Source organism: Polynucleobacter sp. UK-Mo-2m-Kol15, assembly GCF_018881505.1.
Taxonomy (GTDB): Bacteria; Pseudomonadota; Gammaproteobacteria; order Burkholderiales; family Burkholderiaceae; genus Polynucleobacter.
Window position 1 is genome coordinate 2115731 of record NZ_JACVQC010000001.1, and the last position, 24449, is coordinate 2140179.

Sequence of the window (24449 nt, forward strand, 5' to 3'; positions counted from 1 at the left end):
TAAAAATATAGACTGCTTATGAAGAGCTCAATGCGCCAGATAACAACTTAGAGGTAATGTCAACAATCGGAATCACCCGATCGTATGCCATGCGAGTGGGGCCAATCACACCGAGAGTTCCTACGATCTGACCATCTACGCTGTATGGCGCACTAATGACGGCGAGATCTTCATATGGTAGTAAATCACTTTCACCACCAATAAAGATTTGAATGCCATCGGCATGACTGGATACATCAAGCAACTGCATGAGAACCGATTTTTGCTCAAGCATATCGAACATCTTACGCAGCTTATCTAAATTGGTACTGAGATCACCAATATTAAGCAAGCGCCGCTCGCCTGATAGCAGCATATCGCCTTGACCCATACCGTAATCGCTCACGCCACTGTGCAAGGCCAAGGCCATTAAGCCAGAAATATCAGTACGCAAGTTATCCAGATCGGAGGCAAGGTGTGCGCGTACCTCAGCAAAGCTCTTACCAGCGAACTGCGTATTGATGTAATTACCCGCCTCCACTAACTGGCTTGGGGTGTAGTCCTGCGTAGTGGGGAGAATGCGGTTTTGAACGTCGCCCTCTGGGGTCACCATAATGAGCAAGATCTTCCCTTCACCAAGCCTCAAGAACTCGATATGTTTAAACACTTGTGCCCGCTTAGGTGTCATTACCACCCCAGCAAAATGGGTCAAATTAGACAAAATTTGTGCGGCGGAGTTCAGCACCCTTTGTGGAGAATCTGGCAAAAGCCCTTTTTCCATCTCGCGAGTGGCAATTTCTTCTAGAGGGCGGACTGTCACCATCGTATCCACAAAGAGACGGTAGCCTCTTGGGGTTGGAATACGGCCGGCTGAGGTATGGGGGCTAGTAACTAAGCCCATTTCCTCTAAATCAGCCATAACATTGCGAATTGTGGCCGCAGAAAGATCCAGCCCCGAGAATCGAGACAGGGTTCTTGAGCCAATAGGCTGCCCCTCTTCGATATAGCGCTCGATGAGGGTTTTTAGTAAGGCGCGTGAACGATCATCCATATTTGAAGGGATTTTATGCGTATGGTTTAATCGTTATATGTTAAGCCCATCCCCAAATTCCAGCAAAAAGGCATTTAGCCGGGTTGCGCTTGTCGGCAAATATCAAGCTGACGGCATCCAAGAGCGCCTCAAGGACCTGGCGGCCCTTCTTCGCCAGCAAAATTGCGAAGTCTATGTCGAGAGCTCTACCGCAAGCCATCTTGGGCTCACCGCCTTTCCCATCAAAAAAGTGGAGGAGTTCACTGACACCATAGATTTGGCGGTAGTTTTGGGGGGTGATGGCACGATGCTTGGCATTGGAAGGCAGCTTGCGGGCAGCAATGTCCCCTTAGTGGGCATCAATATGGGTCGATTAGGCTACATGACCGATATCCCCATTCAAAATGTTCAAACAGTCTTGCCGCAAATTATTACTGGCGAGTATGAGGCCGATACTAGAACATTATTGGATGCAGTAGTCATACGCAATGGCAAAAAGATTAACCAGGCTTTGGCTCTAAATGACGTAGTTGTAAATCGTTCCGGAATCTCTGGAATGGTCGAGCTGGCAGTGCGCGTCAATGGCTCATTTATGTACAACCAACGCTCTGATGGTTTGATTGTGTCGACCCCTACAGGCTCTACCGCTTACGCCCTATCAGCCGGCGGCCCCATTCTACATCCACGGGTAGCAGGAATCCTCTTGGTGCCAATTGCCCCACATTCCTTATCCAATCGCCCCATCGTATTGCCACAAGAGATTGTGGTCAGCATTGAGGTGGTTGATGGCAGAGAAGTCATTGTGAACTTTGATATGCAATCCCAAACCGATCTGCAAACAGGCGATACGATCGAAGTACGCCAGTCTGAGAAAACCATCACCCTACTTCACCCTCGCAGTCACAGTGACTACAAAACCTTGCGAGAGAAGCTGCATTGGAATGAGTATCCCTCGACATTCTGATGTCGAATTTTTTGGTACGCTAAGGCATGCTTCAAACACTTTCGCTTCGCGACTTTGTCATTGTTGATCAGCTAGAGCTAGAATTTTCCTCGGGCTTTACAGTCCTCACCGGTGAAACTGGTGCCGGTAAATCCATTCTTTTAGATGCGCTCAGCTTGGTATTGGGTGAGCGTGCGGATAGCAGTCAGATCCGTGAGGGCTGCAACCGAGCAGAAATTAGCGCTCTTTTTCGGATTGATCGCCAACAAATTGAGCATTTCAATCAATGGCTTGACGAACAAGGCTTCCCCACTGAAGATGAAGGACAAAGCCTGCTCCTGAAAAGAACTATAGAGGCTAGCGGCAGAAGCCGCGCCTTTATTAATGGCAGCGTAGCAACCTTAGCGCAGCTGCGTGAGGCGGGTGATCAGCTGGTAGATATTCATGGGCAACATGCACATCAACTATTACTTAAAGGTGGTGCGCAGCGTGCACTTCTCGATCGCCATGCGAATCATTTGGATCTTGTTGCAGAGATTTCTCTATTATTTAAAACCCTGAGTGAATCACGTCGTAAATTAGAGCAAGCTGAAAATGCTGGGCAAGATATTGAGCGTGAGCGTGAGCGCCTAGAATGGCAATTAGAGGAGCTCACTGAACTCTCCCCACAAGAAGGTGAATGGACTGCAATTCAGAGTGAGCATGCTCGCCTAGCGAATGGCGCAAAAATTATTAGTGGCTGCCAAGAGGCAATTGATGTACTGAGCGACTCAGACAATTCGGTGGAGTCCATTCTTTCTAAAGCCAGCTCTAATGTGACTGCACTGGCAGAACATGACTCCGCACTAAGCGATATTAGCCAAGCATTAGAGTCGGCACAAATTCAAATAGATGAGGCGGTACATACCCTCAATCGATATTTACAAAAACTGGACTTAGATCCTGCACGCCTCAGTGAAGTAGAGGAGCGCATGCAAGCCCTCCATAGCGCAGCCAGAAAATACCGTACTGAAGCAGATGAATTACCAAAGCTACTTCTTGACACCACCGAGCGTTTAGAGGCCCTAACGGCCTCGCAAAATATCGAGGCTTTACGTGAGAAGGTGAAGCAAGAAGAGCTTGTCTACCTCAAGCAAGCCAAGCAGCTCTCACAAAAACGTAAAAAGGCGGCAGTAGATTTGGGCAAGCAAGTTACTGCCGCAATGCAAGATTTATCGATGGCGGGTGGACAACTCGATATAGCTCTGCTGCCTTTGGCCGAAGGCGGTGCCAATGGACTTGAGCAAATTGAATTCTTGGTTGCAGGCCATGTCGGTAGTACCCCACGCCCTCTAGCGAAAGTAGCCTCTGGCGGTGAGTTGGCTCGCATTAGCCTAGCCATTAGCGTAATCACAAGCAAAGCCTCCTTTACACCAACCCTCATATTTGATGAGGTGGATGCAGGTATTGGGGGCGCTGTTGCAGAGACCGTTGGAAAATTATTGCGCCAACTTGGTGAGTCACATCAAATTCTTTGTGTAACCCATTTGCCACAAGTAGCAGCGCAAGGTAATCACCACCTGAAAGTCAGCAAATCACATGCGGGGGATAAAACTCTCTCCCAGGTTATACCGCTAGGAAGAGCTGAGCGAGTTGAAGAAATTGCTCGCATGCTAGGAGGAACGACTCTTACCGATACTACACGTCGCCATGCTCGAGAGCTCTTAGAGTCAAACTAATTTTTTCAAGCATCTGAAGGGGCAAGAAAAATTTCTTGCCATAAAGCCAGCACCACCTCTCTTGCTTCTATCAGTTGAGGTTCAATCCCCAAATCTACCCGAGTCTTTTCTGCGCCATCTAAACGCAAGCGATGTTGACGCGCTCGGAGCAAGCGATATGCATCTCCCACCTGAAGAGCTATTGAGGCTTGAATTAAGCCCGCTGCGCCAGCAATTCTTAGCAAGGCAATATTTCCCAAGTTACCAATCAATTGTGGATAGGTGTTTGAAAATGCTAAGACTAAAAATTGCACGATAAATTCAATATCAACCATACCGCCAGCATCATGCTTTAAATCAAAATCGGCGCTAGGATTTGGATGTCCGGCATGAACCTTACGACGCATTTCTAAAATCTCATGGCGTAGCACATCTACATCACGATCCTGACTTAAAACCTCAAAACGAACACCGTCAAAGAATTCGCCGACGATTCTTGACCCAGCCGAGAATCTTGCTCGGGTTAAAGCTTGGTGCTCCCAAACCCATGCAGCGTTATCACCCTCGCGCAGTTGGTATTTCATAAACGCATTAGCATTGGTTACTAAAAATCCTGCCGAGCCATTTGGACGAAGACGGGTATCAATTTCAAACAAGGTGCCAGTCGATGTGTAAGCAGTTAACCAGTTAATCATTCGTTTAGCCAGTAAGGCATAAATTTCTTGAGCCGCAAAATCGGATTCTTTGGCTTGATATAAAAAAACCAGGTCTAAGTCAGAGGCATATCCCAATTCTTTGCCGCCCAACTTTCCATAAGAGATCACAGCAAATAGCGGGACATCTGGAGGTAAATCAAATTTCTTAGCAACACCAGGCCAAACACGCTCAAAGGTAGTCTGTAATATTAAGTCTGCTAAGGCAGATAAATGATCGCTCACTTTCTCCACAGAAAGCTCTTGATCAACTCCAATTCCCAAGTCGGCTAGCAAAGTGATAAAGGTTTCAGTGTGATGAGTAACGCGCAGAATATCCATTGCCTGCTCTGAGCCATCACCATCCGCCATCACGTCATCAAGACGCATATCTAAAGTCGCCTTTACTTCACGCCAATACTGCTCGGGGTCTTCAATTAGCGCCTTTTCAGTACGCGAGTTGAGTAAGTAATCCAACAAATGGGGATGCCGAGTTAAATATTCTGCACCCCATTGAGAGGCTTTAAGTAAAGCCAAAACATTAAATAGTGCCTGAGGGTACTCCGACAAAATCGATAGATAGGCGCTACGTCGAGCAACTGCCTCCAATAAATCAAAGAAACGTAGCAATGCCTGATCTGCACTAATGGCAGTAGGTGGATCTACTTGCAAGCCGTCCGCAGCTTTGCGAATGAGATTGTTGAAAATGATTCTACTTTTCTCTGGTAACTGCCTTTGCTTGGAGCTATCAGTCCAGGCTAACCAACGTGCCACAGACTGTGGGAAAAGGCTATCGTTAGGCTCCCACCCAGCTGGCAATGAAGTATTGTCGAGGCGTGCAGCATCATCGAGCACAAAAGCTTTTTCAAAATACTGAGCTACCGAGAGTTGGTATTTGTCGAGTTCGGATAAAAAGGTAGCCTGATCTTGAATTTGATTGGGGCCGAGCATGCTTGCAGCTAAGCGAGAGCGAGCATCTGCATCTTCAGGAAGATAGTGTGTCTGCTGGTCTTCCCACACCTGAATACGATGCTCTAAGTTTCGCAAGTAAACATAGGCCGCCTTCAGATCGTCAACTTCTGCTGTGGGCAAAATACCCTGGCGCTTTACCAAATCCAATACTTCAAGGGTGGGTCGAATACGAAAGCGAGGATCTGTGCCACCACGCATTAACTGAAACATTTGCGCTAAGAACTCAATTTCACGTATACCGCCACGACCCAACTTAATATCCCGAGATCGGCCATGATGATTGGATGAGCGCTTCTCAGCTTCATGCTGTATCTGCGCATGTAATTCGCGAATGGAGGCAACCACACCGTAATCTAAATGGCGACGATAGACAAAGGGGCGAATAAGTTGATCGAGCTCCCTCTCGCAATAGGCAAAGGCGGCTGATTCTGGCAAGGGTGAAATTAATCTACCCTTGATCCAAGCATAGCGCTCCCACTCTCTACCCTGCACCAACAGATACTCCTCAAGCATGTCAAGACTACAAACTAGGGGGCCGGAATCTCCATTGGGCCTGAGGCGCATATCCACCCGAAATACAAAACCATTTGCATCGTGCTCTGCCAATAGTTTGATTAAGCGCTTGCCCATTCGACTAAACCACTCGTGATAAGACAAGCTTTTAGGCCCATCCTGAGTATCGCCCTCATGCTCATACAAAAAGATGAGGTCGATATCAGAAGACAGGTTGAGTTCTAAGCCACCCAGCTTACCCATACCCACGACCATTAAAGGCATTTCGGAATCTGTGACCTTGCTCCATGGGATACCAAAGCGACGCTGGAGGTCTACGCGAATATAGGCAATGGATAGGGCCACCACCTCCTCGGCAAAATGACTTAAGCCATGCGTCACCTCACTGAGATCAGCCATACCATTGAGGTCTCGGAAGGCAATCCAGAGCATCAGACGTTGTCTTGCGAGCCTCAAATCCGCCATAAATTGAGCCTCATCCTGCTCCGGAATAGCCAAAGCATCCTGACAGGGTCTTAATAAATCCCGAATGCCAGCAATATCGACTTTATGAGCGCCCTGAGACTGCAGCCAATCCACCCACTCAGGTCGAGAATTCAGCCAGCGCTGAGCATAGCTGGAGTGATGCTTTAAAAATTCAATCTGGGTAGCAAAATCGGTCATTTCTCCATCTTAATCCGACTCTAGACTGAAACCACAGAAGCTTGGCGATCAACCAAATGCTGAACGATAATAGAGCCTATGCTTAGCAACATCATTCGAACTCGCCTGCAGAGCTTGCTTCAACAACGTCCTCCAGGTTCTGGTGGCTCCTGGCGTAAGCGTGCCCTTATTCTTGCTGGAGTAACCGTTGCTTTTCTTGTCCTGGGTCATCTTGGAGTTCGTTTTGTTTTATGGCCCCAGATCGAGAAATCTAAACCCACCTTAGAACGTTTAATGAGTGCTCGCTTGGGTGCCAATGTCACGATGGATGACGTGCAAGTATCGTGGACTGGAATGCGCCCAAGCTTTTCGATTAAAGGGTTGCGATTTAATAGTGCAAACACCCCTAACCCACCACTGCTCATTCAAAACATCAGCGGGCAACTGAGCTGGCTTTCCCTCTACCACCTGGCTCCCTATTTTCACGAGATTACACTTAATCAAGCTGAGTTATATGCACAGCGAGATGCGAAAGGTGTGGTTTCGATTGCCGGAATTCCAATTCACAGCAACAACAATGATTTTGCTACCGAGAACTGGCTGCTCTCCCAAAACGATATCCAAATTAATAATGCCAAAATTTTTTGGGAAGACCAACAAAGTCGAAAGTTAAAAACCTCTATTGAGCTTCAAAATGCACATCTAAAAAACGGTATTCGCAGTCATCAAGGCCAGCTACTGGCACAAACACCTTGGAGCCCAAGCCCAATTAAACTCCAGGTCGACTTTGTGCACCATCTTGGCGGACAGATGGGTGATTGGCGAGACTGGGTTGGAAATTTTTCATGGGATCTGGCTGAGCTTAACCTCAGCCAAATTTCAAAAGACTTGAGCCTTCCACTTTATGACTTGGAGGGTAAGCTCAACTCCAAGGGCAGCCTGAAACTAGATGGTGGCATAACTAATGGCGGTCAACTGTCTCTTACTGCAGATCGCCTCAGAGTGCAATTAAATAAAAATGAGGAGCCTTTAGAGTTTGGTAGGCTGGAAACTGATTTAGTACAAGAGACGGATAGCGGCCTTAATTCCATCACAACAAAAACCTTGGCATGGCGCAATATTGATAGCCCCAAAACAGCACCGCTGGATAAATTAAGCCCGATTACCTTTCGCTGGCGTCCACCAAAGAATGGTGGAGAAATTAAAGAGTTTGGTTTCTCATCACCCAAAATACAAGTTGAAAATATTGCGCTCTTCGCACTCAATCTTCCCTTATCAAAAAAGATTCATCAGTGGATCAAAATTTCAAAAGCCAATGGCGAGCTAGAGAATGTGGAGATGAATTGGTCCGAAAGCCAATCCGCTTTATCAGCTCTGCCAATTCCCGGAAATTGGTTTTCTGCGAATAAGCTCGATTTCACAATCAGTGCAAAGCTCAACAACATTAGCTTCACTGGAGTCAATAAATCCATGCCCTCAGCATCGAATTTATCTGGCAATCTCCTGAGTAATCAAAAACAAGGTAGCTTCACACTAGACTCCAGCAATCTAGGGTTAGAGATGAGTGACTTTCTAACTGCATCGGAAATTCAACTAGATCGTGCAAAGGGTGCAATCAGTTGGTCTAAGCAAAAAGAGGGTTGGCTAATCAATGCCAAGAAACTGCAATTAAGTAATTCTGAAGTCACCACCAATTTTGATCTGAGCTATCTGATCGGCGCTCTCAAACAACCCGATTACATGACCCTAAATATGGAGTTTGTTAAAGCCAAACTGGCAACAGCGCATCGATATTTACCAGCCACTATCAATAAAGATATCAGGCAATATCTCAGCAAAGCGTTTGAAGCTGGAGACATCCAGAATGGTACCCTTCACATCAAGGGAGACCCCGATCAAATCCCTTTTCCCACGGAAAAGATTGGACAATTCACACTCCATCTCCCTTTTTCCAAGGCCATCTTTAAACCAAGTCCCTTGCTACCAAGCGCCCAAGGTGTTTGGCAAGCATTTAGCAATGTCAGCGGCAATATCGACATCAATCAAGCACTCTTAAACATCGATATCGATAGAGCAGACTATAAAAAAGTAGCTCTGACAAACGTCAAATCCCAAATTGCCAATCTAAGCGCCAAAAATCTAAGCATACAAATCCATGGCTTGGCGGATGGTGATGGCTCTGAAATCCTCGACTATCTATTTGCATCGCCTATAGGCATACAACAAGCCAGCTTAGCCAAGAATCTCGCCTTAAAAGGTCCAGTTAACTTAGGTCTTGACTTAAATATCCCGCTATCCGGAAATGACGATGTCAAATTCGACGCAAAAATTAACCTTCCCGGTAATCAAGTGCAATGGGGGGAAATTCCTCCACTGGAAAATCTGAAGGGTAAGATAAGAATTACGGAGACCAATCCAGAGCTTGAGAATGTAACGGCAAACTTTTTAGGCGGGTCCTTCAAGATAGCGAGCGCGCCATCTTCAGCTGGTAATACAAGCTTTAGTATCGGAGGCAACATCAATGCCAGCTTCCTCAAAGATTACATTTCAGGAAATTTACAATCTCAAGTGCACCCAGCGCTACTCACTGCGATGGGTGGATCAGCCAAATACGAAGGCCTAATTAATGTTAATAAAACAGGCAGTCAAACCAACCTGAAGTTTGATTTACGCAATTGGTCGAGTGCCGCCCCCGTACCCGCCCAGAAATTAGTCGGCGCACCCATGTTAGGCGAGCTAAACCTAAAAACCTATGCTGTAAGTAAAAACAATCTAATAAGTGCCGACTGGACAGGAAAATTGGGAGATCAATATTTTCTCCAAGGAAATCTTAATTCCACTAACGAGATAAAAAATGCATTGGGAATAGGATCTCCAGCATCATTACCTCAGCAAGGTCTTTCACTTCACCTCGTCAGTAATGAACTCGATCTTGATCAGTGGATAGAATTTATAGGAACAGGAAAACCAAAAACCATAACGAGTGATAGCAAGCATTTGAATGCCGAGGAAAACGATATACAAATCTCTGCTCAAGTTAAAAATTTAATCGTCATGGATCGTGAATGGCCCGATTTCAGCATGCAATCCCATCAAAAAAATGCTGTCTGGCAACTGCGCTTGAATTCACCTCAAATTGCTGGCCAAGTTCAATGGCATCCAAGCAGTAGTGATCACCCTAGCGGATTCATCTCTGGAAAGCTTGCGCGACTCAATGTCTCAGATCAACGCATATCTTCCGACTTGGTCGCTAAGGAAGATTCAACAAAAAAATCGACTGCACTTAAAACACCCGTCAGCCCAAATGCTATTCCGAGCTTAGATTTAACGATCGATGATTTAAGTTGGACAAGGGCAAGATTGGGTGCGGTCAAGATTAAATCTAAAACTAGCAACGACCTAATGAAGCTTGAGTCAATTCAGATCAATAATCCACAAGGAAACTCCATCATCAAAGGTCAATGGAATGCTCGTAATGCAAATACTGCAGAACAGAGCTCTGTAATCGTGGATACCGACATTAAAGATGCAGGTCAAATTATTGCGCACTGGAGCAATACCAAATCTGTGGAGGGCGGAGAAGGCAAGCTCAATGCCTCACTCTCGTGGTCTGGCACGCTCTTTTCCCCAGATTTTGACTCTCTTGCTGGCGAGGCCAGCCTTGATCTCGCTAAAGGTCGTTTACTAGAGGTGAATTCTGACGGAGCAAAGTTACTTGATGTTCTTAGTCTACAAAGCTTATTCAGATTTGCAACTTTAGACCTAAAAGGCAGCCTTGGTAACCTGACTACTAAAGGTACTCCTTTTAATTCCATCACTAGTAATTTTGAGATAGCGCAAGGAATCGCACAAACCAAGCAATTCACCATGATTTTGGATCAGGCTCGTGTGGCCATGACGGGACAAATTAACGTCCCCAAAGAAACTCAAGATTTACGAATCACCATCTTCCCCACGATTGATGCTACGGCTGGCTCGCTGGCAGCATTTGTAATTAACCCCATCATTGGCCTAGGGGCTGTGTTGGGCCAATACCTCATTACTAATCAAATTAATCGTACGATGCAAACAGATTATTTGATTCAGGGCTCCTGGGAAAATCCGGAGGTGATTCCACTTGATCAGCAGGGTCAACCTCTAGACTCCAAGACTCTAGAGACAATTCGCACTAAAAATCTACTAATCGAACAAGCTAAGCCAAGCTCGCCGAATTCAACCCCTGCAGGCCTGCCCGTAAACTAAAGCATCTCTCCCGAAACATCAGGATAAGCAAATGAATATGCCAAGAAGTAATTCTGAACTCAATATGGCATCGATACAAATGGTATCGACCCCTAGCATTAATGAGAATCTAGACGTTGCAGCACGTTTAACTAAAATTGCAGCAAATAATGGGGCTCAGCTTGCCGTGCTACCAGAATATTTTTGCTTAATGGGCCTGAAAGATACCGACAAGGTACATGTGCGAGAAGTCGCAGGTTCCGGCCCGATTCAAGAGCGTCTTGCTGCAATAGCTCAAGAAAATAATATTTATCTTGTTGCAGGCACCATTCCCCTAGAGGCTAAACAATCCAACAAAGTTCTCAACACCTCTCTAGTGTTTGATCCAGAGGGAAAACAAATCGCTCGCTACGACAAAATACATTTGTTTGGTTTTCAAACTGAAACCGAGCGCTATGAAGAATCTGAAACTATTGCGGCAGGCAGTAATCCATGTCACTTCACAATCAAAGTCAATGAGCTTGAATGGCATTTTGGCTTGAGTATTTGCTACGACTTACGCTTTCCCGAACTGTACCGCCTCCTTGGACAAGTTGATTGCCACATCCTTCCAGCCGCATTTACCTACACTACTGGCAAAGATCATTGGGAGATTCTTCTGCGTGCACGCGCTATTGAAAACCAATGCTACGTACTATCTTCAGCGCAAGGTGGTCTCCACCTGAATCGCCGACGCACGTGGGGCGAGAGTATGTTTATTGGCCCTTGGGGTGAGGTATTAAGTAATCTGCCCGAAGGCGAAGGCTTTATTCAGGGCACACTCAGCAAAGATAAATTAAAAGAGGTACGCTCTAAGCTACCCGCACTAAATCATCGCAAGCTTTAAAACAGAAAGTTCAGCAAAATCAAAATGAGAGCACCAGAAGCATTATTTCCAAGTGATTGGACTAAGCCCAAGAAACAGGCCGACCTTCTCAAGCTAGCTAAATCTATTTTGCTGGAGCCAACCGGCCTGTCTGAGCAAGATTTGCATCACACCTTTGGCGATATGTTTACGCATCAGCTCGATGATGCCGATCTGTATTTCCAACATACCCGAAGCGAAAGCTGGAGTCTTGAGGAGGGCATTGTTAAATCGGGTAGCTTCAATATTGACCAAGGCGTTGGTGTGCGTGCGATTTATGGAGATAAAACTGCCTTTGCTTACTCTGACGAAATTAATTTAGAGGCTCTCAATAAGGCAGCCAAATCCACTCGAGTTATTGGGCCTCAAGGCGGAACACGGGCTGTTGCAAGCAAAATATTTACCCCCGTCTCTAACGGCCTCTACTCAGACCTAAATCCCCTAGACTCTCTCGCCCCTCAAGAAAAGATTGCTTTACTTGAAGGAATTGAGCGTCGCGCAAAAGCGCGTGACCCACGCATTATTCAAGTCATGGCCAGCCTAGCCGGCGAGTTTGACGTAGTGCTAGTAGTGAGGGCTGATGGTTTATTGGCTGCTGATGTGCGACCACTGGTGCGGGTATCGGTTCATGTGATTGCTGAGCAAAATGGTCGTCGCGAATCTGGATCATCAGGGGGTGGTGCTCGTCATGATTATCACTACTTCAACACTGAACTCATTAATCAATATGTTGATGAGGCTGTTGATGGTGCATTGATTAACTTAGACTCTCGCCCTGCTCCGGCGGGCCCAATGACGGTAGTTATGGGGCCAGGATGGCCTGGAGTGCTGCTGCATGAAGCGGTAGGTCATGGCCTTGAAGGTGACTTTAATCGTAAGGGTTCTTCCGCTTTTGCTGGTCGCATTGGACAACGCGTTGCCGCTAAGGGCGTCACCGTAGTAGATGACGGAACACTGTCCGGTCGCCGCGGCTCACTCAATATTGATGATGAAGGCACACCCACCCAATGCACCACTTTGATCGAAGATGGTATTTTGAAGGGCTATATTCAGGACAGTCTGAATGCCCGGCTCATGAATATGCCCCTAACCGGCAATGGTCGACGTGAGAGCTTTGCCTCCTTACCAATGCCCCGCATGACTAATACCTATATGTTGGCCGGCAAGGATGATCCCCAAGAAATCGTAGCCAGCATTAAACGTGGCCTGTATGCAGTGAACTTTGGGGGTGGGCAGGTCGACATCACTAGCGGTAAATTCGTGTTTTCAGCCTCAGAAGCCTATTGGGTGGAAAACGGCAAAATTCAATATCCCGTCAAAGGCGCCACCATTATCGGCAGTGGCCCAGAGTCCCTAAAACAGGTCTCTATGATCGGAAATGACCTGAAATTAGACGGCGGTATTGGGGTTTGTGGCAAAGAGGGGCAGAGCGTCCCAGTGGGCGTTGGACAGCCAACTTTACGCATCGATAGCCTGACTGTCGGAGGAACTGCTTAATACGGCTTAAAATAGTCTTATGAGCCAACAAAATACCAATCCCGCAAACTGGTACTCTGCCGTTGATAAAACGTCAGATACAGATGATCAACGTATTCAGAACATTACTGTCCTGCCACCGCCAGAGCATTTGATTCGCTTCTTCCCAATCTCTGGGACTCCTACTGAAGCGCTCATCAGCAAGACTCGCAAAAAGATTCGCGACATTATTCATGGCAAAGATGACCGCCTCTTAGTCATCATTGGACCTTGTTCCATTCATGATCCACGTGCTGCCTTAGAGTACTGCCAGCGACTACTAGCAGAACGTAATCGTTTTGCTGGTGAACTCGAAATTGTGATGCGCGTCTATTTTGAAAAACCACGCACAACCGTTGGCTGGAAGGGTTTGATTAATGACCCCTACTTAGATGAAAGCTTTCGTATTGAAGAAGGTTTACGAATGGCTCGTCAGGTGCTGATGGAAATCAATCGCCTTGGTATGCCAGCTGGTAGCGAATTCTTGGACGTTATCTCTCCGCAATATATTGCTGACCTTATTTCTTGGGGCGCTATCGGAGCACGCACAACGGAAAGCCAAGTGCATCGCGAACTGGCTTCAGGCCTCTCCGCACCAATCGGATTTAAAAACGGCACTGATGGCAATATCAAGATTGCGACCGATGCTATTCAAGCAGCTGGCCGCCCGCACCATTTTTTATCGGTTCATAAGAATGGTCAGGTTTCTATCGTTGAAACTAAAGGCAATAAAGATTGTCACGTTATTTTGCGCGGTGGTAAAGAGCCTAACTATGAAGCGCAGTATGTTCAAGCAGCCTGCTCTGAGCTAGCAGCAGCAAAGCTTCCAGCCGGTTTGATGGTTGACCTATCGCATGCAAACTCTAGCAAAAAACATGAGCGACAAATTGTGGTGGCAGAAAATATTGCCGAGCAAATTGAATCTGGCTCAGATCAAATTTTTGGTGTGATGATTGAAAGTCATCTAAATGATGGCGCACAGAAATTTTCACCAGGAAAAGATGATCCGAACAAGTTGGAGTATGGCAAAAGTATTACTGACGCCTGCATTAACTGGGAAGATTCAGTTAATGTATTGCAACGCTTAGCTCTAGCCGTAAAGAATCGCAGAAAAGCAAAGAAATAAAGTAAGGCAGCTTTATTAACCTCAAAAGAGACTAATTTATTTAGTCTCTTTTTTTTCGTGCTTCCATAGAACATCTTGACCACCTGCCGCACGATTGAGTACGCGCGCCAGTACAAATAAGAGATCAGAAAGACGATTGACATATTGACGCGGAGCATCGTACAACGGTTCCTCCCAGCCCAAGCGCACAATTGATCTCTCGGCACGTCTACATACTGTGCGACAAACATGCGCCTGAGCAGCGGCACGAGTACCTCCCGGAAGGATGAATTCAGTTAGAGGGGGCAAAGTCGTATTATATTTTTCTAGCCAAACATCTAGCTGGGCTACCTGTTCAGGTTTGAGTAAGGTGTAATTAGGAATACAAAGCTCCCCACCAAGGTCAAATAAATCATGCTGAACTTGCAAAAAGAGGTTCTTGAGCTCCTCTGCAAGACTTTCGGGTATCGATTCAGTCATCAAAACACCGATTTCAGAGTTCAGCTCATCCACATCACCCATAGCGCAGATGCGCAAATGATCCTTCTCCACTCGGCTGCCATCGCCAAGTCCAGTCATACCTGCATCACCAGTTCTGGTGGCTATTTTTGAAAGTCGATTTCCCATGAAACTAATTATAGGTAAATGGCTAAAATGATTCTTATGAATATGGTGATCCCACCCCCCGAGCTTGCGGCTATTACAGCCCTCCAATCCAAACTGGTATCAGCCTTGCGCCCCATCCTCCCAGAGCATGCCTTGCTGTGGGAGCCTGAGGACACGATTCCCTATGAATGTGATGGTTTAGCTGCCTATCGACGCATGCCACTGGCAGTAGCCCTACCAGAGACTGAGGAGCAGGTTGTCCAGATTTTGAAGATTTGCTTTGAAATGCAGGTACCCATCGTCCCACGCGGATCTGGCACCGGCCTTTCTGGTGGCGCGATGCCCATTTCCCAAGGATTGGTACTCTCACTGGCCAAGCTGAAAAAGATCATCAATATTGATCCATTTACTAGGACTGCAGTTGTTCAGCCCGGTGTTCGTAATTTAGCGATCTCAGAAGCAGTTGCCCACCTGGGCTTGTATTACGCCCCAGATCCATCCTCACAGATTGCCTGCTCTATTGGTGGCAATGTGAATGAAAACTCTGGTGGTGTGCACTGCCTCAAATATGGTTTAACACTTCACAACGTATTAAAAGTTCGCGGCATTTTGATGAACGGTGAGATTGTAGAATTCGGTAGCCTTGCACCAGACTCTCCAGGTCTGGATTTATTGGCAATTGTGATGGGTAGCGAAGGCATGCTGGCGGTGGTAACGGAAGTCACAGTCAAACTGATTGCTAAACCAAAATTGGCCCGTGTCATCATGGCTAGTTTTGACGATATTGAAAAAGGTGCCGATGCAGTTGCGGCCATTATTGCTGCCGGCATTATTCCTGCCGGCTTAGAGATGATGGATAAAGCCACTACTCGTGCAGTAGAAGAATTTGTTCATGCAGGGTATGACCTTGAAGCTGAGACTATTCTCCTTTGCGAGTCCGATGGCACTCCCGAAGAGGTTGCAGAAGAAATCGAGCGCATGACTAAAGTTCTTGAACAAGCCGGTGCTAGCGGCATTCAGATTTCCCAGAATGAAGCTGAGCGCTTGAAGTTTTGGAGCGGAAGAAAGAATGCCTTCCCTGCGGCGGGACGATTAGCACCAGACTACTACTGCATGGATGGCACCATCCCACGCAGAAACATTGGTACCCTGCTACGACGTATTCAGGGTATGGAAAAGAAATATGGCCTTGCTTGCTTGAATGTATTTCACGCGGGAGATGGCAATATGCATCCACTTATTTTGTTTAACGGCGCCGATCAAGAAGAATGGCATCGCGCTGAAGAATTTGGTACTGAAATTTTAGAGGCCTGTGTTGAGCTCGATGGTACGATTACTGGTGAGCATGGTGTTGGGATTGAAAAGATTAACTCCATGTGCGTTCAATTTGGCGAGGGTGAACGTGAATCGTTTTGGGGTGTTAAGGCAGCATTTGATCCAGCTCGTTTATTGAATCCGGACAAAGCGATTCCCACCTTAAACCGCTGCGCTGAATATGGCCGGATGCGTATTAGTGGTGGTAACTTACCGTATCCTGAGTTGGAGCGTTTCTAATGTCGGCATCTAACACAAAGAATATTGAGTTATTTCGCGAGCAAATTCAGGCGGCAGCCAAAAATAAAACTCCCTTATCTATCCAAGGTGGTGGCACAAAGTGTTGGTATGGCAATGCTAATTTATATGCCAAGTTAAATACCCGCCCCTACTCTGGCATCCTAGAATATCAACCTGAGGAACTTGTGATAACGGCTTGCGCCGGCACGCCATTAAAGGAGATTGAGGCAGCTCTCGCCGAAAAAAATCAAGTACTTGCTTTTGAACCTCCACACTTTGGCGACTCCGCTACTTTCGGTGGTGCGATTGCTGCAGGCTTAGCAGGTCCAGCCCGTATTAGTGTTGGCAACTTGCGTGACTTTGTTTTGGGTGCACGTATCTTAGATGGTAAAGGTCAAGACTTATCGTTTGGCGGCAAAGTAATGAAGAATGTTGCTGGATATGATGTATCACGCTTATTGCCAGGATCAATGGGCACACTGTCATTATTGCTCGAGGCCTCCGTAAAAGTATTACCACGTCCAGCAGCCATCACATCTCTTCGCTGTCACATTACTCAAGCTCGTGCACTGCAACTCTTAAATGAATGGGCGGGTCAACCTCTACCGCTATCAGCCAGCTGCTGGATTGGAAGCCCAAAAGGTGGTGATGGTGAGCTGACTATTCGCTTAGCTGGTGCCGCCGCCGCTATTAAGTCGGCGATTCCTCTAATGAGTGCAGCAGTCAATTCAATAGAATTAGATCCAAGCACAGCACAAACTTTTTGGAATCACTTACGCGAGCAAGAATTATCTGCATTTACAAATCTAAAGGCTGACGATACCCTATATCGTCTAGCGCTGCCTGCTGCCTGCGGACCTCTTGTCCTGGACAATATCGGGGACGATATTATTTTGGAGTGGCATGGGCAGCAACGTTGGTTAAAGGCGCCAGGAGATGATCTAACCTTTGCATCCATTAAAGCATTGGCCAGTACTCATGGCGGACACGCCACTCGCTTTAAACAAGGCGTTAATGTAGATCAATCTAAGCAACGCTTCACTCTACTGAGCGAACAAGCACACTCAGTGGCACTCGAGGCGGTTCAACAGCGCTTGAGAGCTTCTTTCGATCCAGCAGGCATATTTGCTACCTCGCGCCTTCCTTAAGCACCTCATTTAGTATTCCTATGCAAACTCAACTCGCCCCCCAATTCGCCAATACCCTCGACGGTATTGAGGCTGCCAGAATTCTTGGAAAATGTGTGCACTGCGGTTTCTGCACTGCTACTTGCCCTACTTATCAAATTCTAGGCGATGAACTTGATGGTCCACGTGGTCGCATCTATCTCATCAAGCAAATGGCTGAAGGGCAAGTGCCGACCGACAAAACACGTATGCATTTAGACCGCTGCCTGACTTGCCGCAATTGCGAAAGTACTTGTCCAAGCGGGGTGCAGTACGGCAATTTGATCGACATTGGCCGTAAGTGGGCGGAAGAAAATACGCCTAAGCGCCCCCTTGGTCAGCGTCTCACTCGTTGGGCTCTGAAAGAAGGTTTAACTAGTCCAAAATTATTTAATTCAGCAATGGCAATTGGTCGTTTGGTCCGCCCTCTCATGCCAAATGGTATCCAACGCAAGATTCCAGAAGCTAAAAATAAAGCTTTAGCTAGCAATACCGATCCCTACGCCAGACCCCAAGCGCGTCACTCTCGCAAGATGTTATTGCTCGAAGGCTGCGTCCAACCGGGTATGCTACCAAATATCAATTCAGCAACGGCACGTGTTTTAGATGCACTCAAAATTGAATTGATTAGTGCGTCCAATGCTACATGCTGTGGCGCATTACGTTACCACCTCAATGATCAAGCTGGTGGCTTAGATAATGCCAAACAGAATATCGAAGCCTGGTGGCCACAAGTTGAGCAAGGAGTAGAAGCCATTGTGATGACCGCATCAGGCTGCGGCGTAATGGTGAAAGATTATGGACATTTATTTGCCAACGATCCGCAATATGCTGCTAAGGCAAAGAAAATATCGAGCCTAACTAAAGACATTTCAGAAATACTTCCCGCACTTCAAGAAGAGCTTATCGCTCTAGTAGGCGTGGATCCTAAGCCTGGTGTGGTGTATCACCCACCCTGCACTCTCCAACATGGTCAGCAAATTCGAGGTAAGGTTGAAGGCCTTCTATCTAGTATTGGTATTAGCGTTCGCCTCTGTGCTGACAGCCATCTTTGCTGTGGCTCTGCGGGAACCTATTCGGTAACCCAAGCCGAGCTCTCGGAACAATTGCGCCATAACAAACTGACTCACCTCAATGCTGCTTGTGAAGAATCAGGTGCTCAGGTGATTGTTTCTGGAAATATTGGCTGTATTACACACCTCCAGCAAGATGAGATACCAGTCCTGCATTGGATCGAGATCGTTGATCAACTTATTAACCAAAACAATCGAACCAAATAATGAGTCAAGTTACCGCCAACCTGATGTTGGTAAAGCAAAGACTGGAATTAGCAGCCCTAGCAGCCAAACGTGATCCGGAAGATATTCAACTGCTTGCAGTAAGCAAAACTTTTCCATCAATAGCGGTTGAGGAAGCAATGCATGCTGGCCAAACCGCCTTTGGTGAAAACTATGTTCAAGAAGGTGTTGAGAAAATTCAACAACTTACTAAATTGCGCCCTTGGCTAGAGTGGCATTTTATTGGCCCAATGCAAAGCAATAAGACGCGCGATGTCGCAGAGCATTTTGACTGGGTGCACAGCATTGATCGCCTCAAAATTGCAGAACGACTCTCAAGTCAGCGCGGAGAATTTTCTGATTTATCCCCACTTCAGGTATGCATCCAAGTTAATGTCAGTGAAGAAGGTAGTAAGAGTGGTCTCCCACTTGAAGAAGTGGAGTCTCTTTGTGATGCGATTGCTAAATTGCCCAATCTCATTCTTCGCGGCCTCATGGCCATCCCAGCACCCAGTAACGATATCAGCCAACAACGTAGGGCCTTTGCGGCCGTTAGGGAGTGCTTTACTGGAATTAAAGTAAAGCACAGCAATGACCTTGGGTATGATTTCTTCGATACCCTCTCCATGGGAATGTCAGACGATATGGAAGCTGCAATTGTCGAAGGCAGTACTATGGTACGTATAGGAAGCGCCATTTTTGGGAAGCGCGATAGGAACAAAGTATGAGCACGCAAAAAATAAACCAAAATGCCCACATCACTTTTATTGGCGGCGGTAACATGGGCCGCGCCATGATTAGCGGCTTACTAGCCAACGGTTTTGGGGCCCATCAACTATCTGTAGTCGAAGCTAATGCCAGTACTGGCTCGCAATTACATCAAGATTTTGATGTAGAGATCATCAGCGCTTTAGATCAAATCGCCTTTGATTTCTCCAAGACTAATGTTGTAGTCATGGCGATCAAACCTCAGGACTTCAATGTGGTTGCCCAGTCTTTGGGTAAAAAACTTCAGCATGCAACTGATTCAGGTCCGCTCATCCTTAGTATTGCAGCTGGAATTCGTCTTAAAGACATGACTCGCTGGCTTGGATATGAGCGCTGTGTGCGTGCGATGCCTAATACCCCCGCCCTAATTGGTAAGGGTATTACTGGTTTATTCGCCGATTCCGCAGTCAATGCATCAGATCGCACCTTAGCGGAAACTATTTGTAATGCAGTAGGTCAAGCAGTCTGGGTTAATGAAGAAAAACTGATGGATGCTGTTACCGCCGTTTCTGGAAGTGGTCCCGCCTATGTCTTTGCCTTCTTAGAGGCAATGCAATCAAGCGGTGAGCAGCTTGGGCTTGATGCGTCCACTGCTCGCAAATTAGCTTACGCCACCTTGGAAGGTGCAACACAGCTTGCCCATAACTCCAATGAGCATGCAGGTGTACTTCGTGAAAGAGTCACCTCTAAAGGTGGCACAACAGCTGCTGCCCTAGATATGCTCAAGCAACTTGATTGGCAAGGCGCACTTGAAAAAGCAATTGATGCCGCCAGCCAACGTAGTAAGGCCATGGGTGATGAGTTAGGTAAGAACTAAAAACGCGTTAAACCCAAGAGGATTCCTAGAAATAGAAATCCGCCCAACCAGTTGTTGTGGCGAAAAGCTTTAAAGCAATCCTCGCGCTTGCGAGTAGCCACTAGTTTGAGGTGATACATAGCGCAAGCTAAAGCCAAACACCATCCCACCCAAAAGTAATTACTGAGATTTGCCAATTGCGCAACCCAAATCTGACTCAGAAATAATGCGCCGTAACTCAGTGCAATTGCGAGAACATCAAACCGACCGAAAGTAATAGCTGATGTGCGCAAACCCAAACGCAGGTCATCATCGCGATCGACCATGGCATAAGCGGTGTCATAAGCGATAGCCCAAAAGATATTGCCAATAAACAAAATCCAAGCTTCCATTGGAATGAAATCTAATACCGCGGCATAAGCCATCGGAATGCCAAAGCCAAAGGCAATACCTAAAACCGCTTGCGGAATAGCAAAAAAGCGCTTAGTAAAAGGATAGAAAATCGCAACTGCCAAGGCAAAGAATGAAAGCTCTTTAGTTAAAACATTTAAGGGCTGAATGAGCAGGAAGGCTATTAGTGCAAGAGAACCAGCAACGACCAATGCCTCTTTTCCAGAAATCTTCCCACTCGTAATGGGTCGATCTTTAGTTCTTAAGACGTGACGATCAAAATCTTGATCCGCATAGTCATTAATAGCGCATCCCGCACTTCGCATTAAAAATGTTCCCAGCGTAAAAATAATGAGCAGATGCCATACAGGAAAGCCGCCGCTAGCTAGCCAAAGTGCCCATAAGGTTGGCCACAATAGCAGTAGAGTGCCAATCGGCTTATCTAGACGAATCAAATAGGCGTAAGCAACAATACGATCACGCATCAGAGAAATTGTCGTTTTATATTCATGAGTTAATTATCAGGCCTTTAAAAACTCTGTGCGAGATCCAAGCCAGCGCTCTAAATGCCTCTCCACTAGATCACCATGCTCAGCTAGCAAACGCTCTGCCGCAGTCTGCGCTAGCTCGATCAGCCATGCGTCACGCTGAAGATCAACAAATCTCAACATCGCATCGCCTGATTGCTTTGCCCCCAATAACTCGCCTGGACCCCGTAGTGATAAGTCGCGCTCCGCAATCAAAAATCCGTCCGAAGTTTCTCGTAAGGTTTGTAAGCGCTCTTTAGCTGCTAAAGATAAAGGTTCTGCATACATCAAGATACAGACCGAATCTGCCGAACCTCGTCCTACGCGCCCACGCAACTGATGAATCTGCGCATAACCAAAACGTTCAGCGTGCTCAATCACCATGAGAGCTGCATTTGATACATCTACACCAACCTCAATCACCGTAGTCGCCACCAGCAACTGAATCTCATTGACCTTAAATGCAGCCATCACTGCAGCCTTCTCTTCGCTTTTTAAGCGACCATGTACCAGACCAACCTTGAAATTCGGCAATGCCTGTGTGAGCTGTTCAAAGCTTTCAACAGCAGTCTGTAATTGCAATACCTCAGACTCTTCAATCAAAGGGCAGACCCAATAAGCTTGTAATCCCTTGGCTAGCCAATCATGTAGACCGCTAATTACTTCATCCCTGCGGGCAGCCTTCAACACCTTGGTAGAAATAGGCTTTCGCCCGGGAGGCAATTCATCGATGACAGATACATCTAGGTCAGCGTAATAAGTCATCGCCAGGGTGCGAGGGATTGGCGTAGCTGACATCATGAGCTGATGGCAATAAAACAATTCAGAGCCAACCCGTTGCTGAATCTCTAAACGCTGCCTCACTCCAAAACGATGTTGTTCATCAATCACCGCTAAACCTAACTTTGCAAAACTCACTTTATCCTGAATCAGAGCATGCGTCCCAATAATCAGTTGAGCCTGGCCATTCTCAATCATTTGTTGTGCAAGTCTTTTTTCCTTAGCCTTCAAGCTACCGGATAGCCATGCAATCTTGATACCCAAGGGTTCAAACCACTCCTGCATTTTGAGATAGTGTTGCTCAGCCAAAATTTCTGTAGGTGCCATGATGGCAGCTTGATAGCCGTGATCCATTGCACGCGCAGCAGCCAATGCTGCAATGACGGTTTTTCCACTACCAACATCGCCCTGTAATAAGCGATTCATTGGATAGGCATTCGACAGATCAAGACCGATCTCGGACCAGACACGAGCTTGGGCGCTAGTCAGCTCAAAGGGTAAGACTTTGAATAAGCCCTTCTCAATACTGGCATTTTTTTTGTTTTGCTTACTTACTTGCGAATCCTTAGTAAATGAAGGAGCACGTCTTTCTCTACGAATGGCATGAGCCCGCTTTAAAGAAATTTGTTGAGCCAGCAATTCTTCAAACTGCACCCGGCGCCATGCAGGATGCGTGCGCTCTAGAAGCGATTGGGTATTGGCATCGGCAGGCGGTTGGTGCAAAAAGGTAATGGCATCTTGCAGTGGCGGCCAATCATGTGTAGGCAAAATTTCAGCCATCAGTTTGGGTGGTAAGAATTCTGCCAAGCTCTCCTTCAGACTGCTATCACGCAAAGCTTGTAAGACGGCCTTGCGAATAATCGTTTGTGAGATTCCTGCGCTAGCTGGGTATACCGGAGTCAAACTCGCTGGCAATGGCGCATCTGAGGTCACAGCCCGAACCGTAGGGTGAACCATCTCAGCCCCTTGATAACCCTCTCGAATCTCACCTCGAACTCGTATATGAGTACCGACCGCCATTTGCTTTTGTTGGCTAGGATAGAAATTGAGGAAGCGAAGTTGTAGCGAGGCAGTGTCATCTTCAATCGTGACTAAAAGCTGCCTTCTAGGCCGGAACATCACCTGATTTCGAATCACGGTACCTTGAGTTTGAATGGAATGAAATCTTCCAAGACCCAAGGCTTCCTCGATAGTAAAGAGCTCGGTCTCATCCTCATAACGGGATGGCAAGTGCAAAGCAAGTGCCATAGGGCTGTTTAAACCCATCTTTTCGAGTGCAGTTGGCGGTCGCTTAGTCGTCATCGTTAAAATCCAATACCTGATGGTAATGCTATGCAACTTTCCGACTTCAATTACGACCTCCCACCCGAACTAATTGCCCAGCATCCCCTGGCTAATAGGACGGACAGTCGCCTCTTAGAGCTAAATATAGAGGGGGGTAATGTCGCCCAATTGATTGATCGGCAGTTCCAGGACATTCTTAACCTTATCAAACCTGGGGATTTACTGGTCTTTAATGACACCAAGGTCATTCCTGCTCGCCTTCATGGCAAAAAGGAGACGGGTGGCAATGTTGAGCTCCTGATTGAGCGCATTAGTGGAGACATGCAGGCCTGGGTACAAATCAGAGCCTCCAAAGTTCCTAAGACCGGCAGCATTGTTCATGTGCATAACAAAGCGGGTGAGACCTTTCCTGTAGAGATGATTGGCTATGACGGCCGATTTTATGAAGTCCGTTTCCCCGAGAATGTATTTCATTTACTTGAGCGCTTCGGCGAATTACCACTCCCCCCTTATATTGAACATCAGCCAGATCAAGAAGATGCCACTCGCTATCAAACAGTCGTTGCCAAATACCCCGGTGCTGTCGCAGCCCCTACGGCAGGCTTGCACTTTGATCAAGCTATTCTCAAGCAGCTAGGCGAACTCGGTGTCAAACAGGCCAGCATCACTCTGCACGTGGGTGCAGGAACCTTTACACCGGTCCGAGAGGAAGATCTCAGTAAACACAAAATGCACTACGAGTGGTTCTCAGTCCCTACGGAAACGATTGCAGCGATACAGGCTACTCAAAAAGCAGGAAAAAGAGTCATTGCGATTGGGACAACCAGCCTGCGAGCCCTTGAGAGTTATGCTCAGACACAAAAAACCAGTGGCGAAACCAATTTATTTATCACGCCGGGCTATACCTTTAAGTCTGTAGATTGCCTGCTCACAAACTTTCATCTACCAAAATCCACTTTATTGATGTTGGTGAGCGCCTTTGCTGGGGTAGACAATATCCGTAATGCCTATCAACATGCCATTAAAAATCAATATCGCTTTTTTAGCTACGGCGATGCGATGTTCTTAAGCCGCAATAACTAAATAAG

General features: G+C 46.7%; 17 protein-coding genes. 12 read left to right on the top strand and 5 right to left on the bottom strand.

The genetic code is table 11. From position 1 onward, the window contains the following. Nucleotides 1-16: 16 nt before the first annotated feature. Nucleotides 17-1030 carry a heat-inducible transcriptional repressor HrcA gene (gene hrcA, locus ICN43_RS10825; RefSeq protein ID WP_216199683.1) on the bottom strand — a complete coding sequence of 338 codons (1014 nt, stop codon included), beginning with the start codon at nt 1028-1030 and terminating at the stop codon, nt 17-19. 37 nt (nt 1031-1067) lie between these two features. Here hrcA and ICN43_RS10830 point away from each other — a divergent pair, with 37 nt between their 5' ends. Continuing rightward, the gene (locus tag ICN43_RS10830; RefSeq protein ID WP_216199685.1) at nt 1068-1973 is read left to right on the top strand and encodes an NAD kinase; all 906 of its coding nucleotides are present in this window, start codon (nt 1068-1070) and stop codon (nt 1971-1973) included. A 26-nt stretch (nt 1974-1999) separates the two neighbouring features. Next, nucleotides 2000-3670, top strand: a complete 1671-nt coding sequence (gene recN / locus ICN43_RS10835) for a DNA repair protein RecN (RefSeq protein WP_216199687.1) — start codon at nt 2000-2002, stop codon at nt 3668-3670. Between the two features lie 5 nt (nt 3671-3675). Here recN and glnE read toward each other — a convergent pair whose 3' ends face one another. Next, nucleotides 3676-6489, bottom strand: a complete 2814-nt coding sequence (gene glnE / locus ICN43_RS10840; protein ID WP_216199689.1) for a bifunctional [glutamate--ammonia ligase]-adenylyl-L-tyrosine phosphorylase/[glutamate--ammonia-ligase] adenylyltransferase — start codon at nt 6487-6489, stop codon at nt 3676-3678. Between the two features lie 78 nt (nt 6490-6567). On the opposite strand from glnE, the gene ICN43_RS10845 reads away from it, so the two are divergent. From ICN43_RS10845 to ICN43_RS10860, 4 genes are read left to right on the top strand one after another with little or no spacing between them, the layout of a single operon-like run. After that, a complete protein-coding gene (locus ICN43_RS10845; protein WP_216199691.1) occupies nt 6568-10710 on the top strand; it encodes a YhdP family protein in 4143 nt (1380 codons plus the stop codon). A gap of 31 nt (nt 10711-10741) precedes the next feature. After that, on the top strand, nt 10742-11575 hold the full coding sequence (locus tag ICN43_RS10850; RefSeq protein ID WP_216199693.1) for a carbon-nitrogen hydrolase family protein: 834 nt from the start codon (nt 10742-10744) through the stop codon (nt 11573-11575). 24 nt (nt 11576-11599) lie between these two features. Further along, a complete protein-coding gene (gene tldD / locus ICN43_RS10855) occupies nt 11600-13090 on the top strand; it encodes a metalloprotease TldD (protein ID WP_255533491.1) in 1491 nt (496 codons plus the stop codon). A gap of 19 nt (nt 13091-13109) precedes the next feature. Beyond that, nucleotides 13110-14234: a 3-deoxy-7-phosphoheptulonate synthase gene (locus tag ICN43_RS10860; RefSeq protein ID WP_216199695.1), complete on the top strand. Its 1125-nt coding sequence runs from the start codon at nt 13110-13112 to the stop codon at nt 14232-14234. A gap of 36 nt (nt 14235-14270) precedes the next feature. Here the strand turns inward: ICN43_RS10860 and ICN43_RS10865 are convergent, their stop codons facing one another. Next, a complete protein-coding gene (locus tag ICN43_RS10865) occupies nt 14271-14840 on the bottom strand; it encodes a cob(I)yrinic acid a,c-diamide adenosyltransferase (protein WP_216199697.1) in 570 nt (189 codons plus the stop codon). A gap of 27 nt (nt 14841-14867) precedes the next feature. Here ICN43_RS10865 and ICN43_RS10870 point away from each other — a divergent pair, with 27 nt between their 5' ends. The 5 genes from ICN43_RS10870 to proC are packed head-to-tail and all read left to right on the top strand — an operon-like array spanning nt 14868 to nt 20401. After that, nucleotides 14868-16373 (top strand): FAD-linked oxidase C-terminal domain-containing protein, encoded by a 1506-nt coding sequence (locus ICN43_RS10870; RefSeq protein ID WP_216200089.1) that lies wholly within the window; start codon nt 14868-14870, stop codon nt 16371-16373. After that, complete coding sequence (gene glcE, locus ICN43_RS10875) at nt 16373-17521, top strand: glycolate oxidase subunit GlcE (protein ID WP_216199699.1); 1149 nt, start codon at nt 16373-16375, stop codon at nt 17519-17521. Before ICN43_RS10870 ends, glcE begins: the two co-directional genes overlap by 1 nt. Nucleotides 17522-17541: 20 nt before the next feature. Next, nucleotides 17542-18819, top strand: a complete 1278-nt coding sequence (glcF, locus tag ICN43_RS10880) for a glycolate oxidase subunit GlcF (RefSeq protein WP_216199701.1) — start codon at nt 17542-17544, stop codon at nt 18817-18819. Continuing rightward, nucleotides 18819-19544 carry a YggS family pyridoxal phosphate-dependent enzyme gene (locus ICN43_RS10885; protein ID WP_216199703.1) on the top strand — a complete coding sequence of 242 codons (726 nt, stop codon included), beginning with the start codon at nt 18819-18821 and terminating at the stop codon, nt 19542-19544. The genes glcF and ICN43_RS10885 overlap by 1 nt, the downstream gene beginning before the upstream one ends. Beyond that, nucleotides 19541-20401: a pyrroline-5-carboxylate reductase gene (proC, locus tag ICN43_RS10890; protein WP_216199705.1), complete on the top strand. Its 861-nt coding sequence runs from the start codon at nt 19541-19543 to the stop codon at nt 20399-20401. Before ICN43_RS10885 ends, proC begins: the two co-directional genes overlap by 4 nt. Here the strand turns inward: proC and ubiA are convergent. Further along, the gene (ubiA, locus tag ICN43_RS10895) at nt 20398-21255 is read right to left on the bottom strand and encodes a 4-hydroxybenzoate octaprenyltransferase (RefSeq protein ID WP_216199707.1); all 858 of its coding nucleotides are present in this window, start codon (nt 21253-21255) and stop codon (nt 20398-20400) included. The two genes, proC and ubiA, sit on opposite strands and share 4 nt — an antisense overlap. Before the next feature lie 36 nt (nt 21256-21291). After that, nucleotides 21292-23379 (bottom strand): ATP-dependent DNA helicase RecG, encoded by a 2088-nt coding sequence (gene recG, locus ICN43_RS10900; RefSeq protein ID WP_216199709.1) that lies wholly within the window; start codon nt 23377-23379, stop codon nt 21292-21294. 30 nt (nt 23380-23409) lie between these two features. On the opposite strand from recG, the gene queA reads away from it, so the two are divergent. Beyond that, nucleotides 23410-24444, top strand: a complete 1035-nt coding sequence (gene queA / locus ICN43_RS10905; RefSeq protein WP_216199711.1) for a tRNA preQ1(34) S-adenosylmethionine ribosyltransferase-isomerase QueA — start codon at nt 23410-23412, stop codon at nt 24442-24444. Nucleotides 24445-24449 lie beyond the last annotated feature (5 nt).

What these genes read in the sequence shown, in the direction of transcription:
- ICN43_RS10860 (WP_216199695.1), top strand. Translation starts at nt 13,110, where the DNA reads ATGAGCCAACAAAATACCAATCCCGCAAACTGGTACTCTGCCGTTGAT.
- ICN43_RS10870 (WP_216200089.1), top strand. Translation starts at nt 14,868, where the DNA reads ATGATTCTTATGAATATGGTGATCCCACCCCCCGAGCTTGCGGCTATT.
- queA (WP_216199711.1), top strand. Translation starts at nt 23,410, where the DNA reads ATGCAACTTTCCGACTTCAATTACGACCTCCCACCCGAACTAATTGCC.
- proC (WP_216199705.1), top strand. Translation starts at nt 19,541, where the DNA reads ATGAGCACGCAAAAAATAAACCAAAATGCCCACATCACTTTTATTGGC.
- ICN43_RS10865 (WP_216199697.1), bottom strand. Translation starts at nt 14,840, where the DNA reads ATGGGAAATCGACTTTCAAAAATAGCCACCAGAACTGGTGATGCAGGT.
- recG (WP_216199709.1), bottom strand. Translation starts at nt 23,379, where the DNA reads ATGACGACTAAGCGACCGCCAACTGCACTCGAAAAGATGGGTTTAAAC.
- glcE (WP_216199699.1), top strand. Translation starts at nt 16,373, where the DNA reads ATGTCGGCATCTAACACAAAGAATATTGAGTTATTTCGCGAGCAAATT.
- glnE (WP_216199689.1), bottom strand. Translation starts at nt 6,489, where the DNA reads ATGACCGATTTTGCTACCCAGATTGAATTTTTAAAGCATCACTCCAGC.
- hrcA (WP_216199683.1), bottom strand. Translation starts at nt 1,030, where the DNA reads ATGGATGATCGTTCACGCGCCTTACTAAAAACCCTCATCGAGCGCTAT.
- recN (WP_216199687.1), top strand. Translation starts at nt 2,000, where the DNA reads ATGCTTCAAACACTTTCGCTTCGCGACTTTGTCATTGTTGATCAGCTA.
- ICN43_RS10830 (WP_216199685.1), top strand. Translation starts at nt 1,068, where the DNA reads ATGTTAAGCCCATCCCCAAATTCCAGCAAAAAGGCATTTAGCCGGGTT.
- glcF (WP_216199701.1), top strand. Translation starts at nt 17,542, where the DNA reads ATGCAAACTCAACTCGCCCCCCAATTCGCCAATACCCTCGACGGTATT.
- ICN43_RS10885 (WP_216199703.1), top strand. Translation starts at nt 18,819, where the DNA reads ATGAGTCAAGTTACCGCCAACCTGATGTTGGTAAAGCAAAGACTGGAA.
- ICN43_RS10845 (WP_216199691.1), top strand. Translation starts at nt 6,568, where the DNA reads ATGCTTAGCAACATCATTCGAACTCGCCTGCAGAGCTTGCTTCAACAA.
- ICN43_RS10850 (WP_216199693.1), top strand. Translation starts at nt 10,742, where the DNA reads ATGAATATGCCAAGAAGTAATTCTGAACTCAATATGGCATCGATACAA.
- ubiA (WP_216199707.1), bottom strand. Translation starts at nt 21,255, where the DNA reads ATGCGTGATCGTATTGTTGCTTACGCCTATTTGATTCGTCTAGATAAG.
- tldD (WP_255533491.1), top strand. Translation starts at nt 11,600, where the DNA reads ATGAGAGCACCAGAAGCATTATTTCCAAGTGATTGGACTAAGCCCAAG.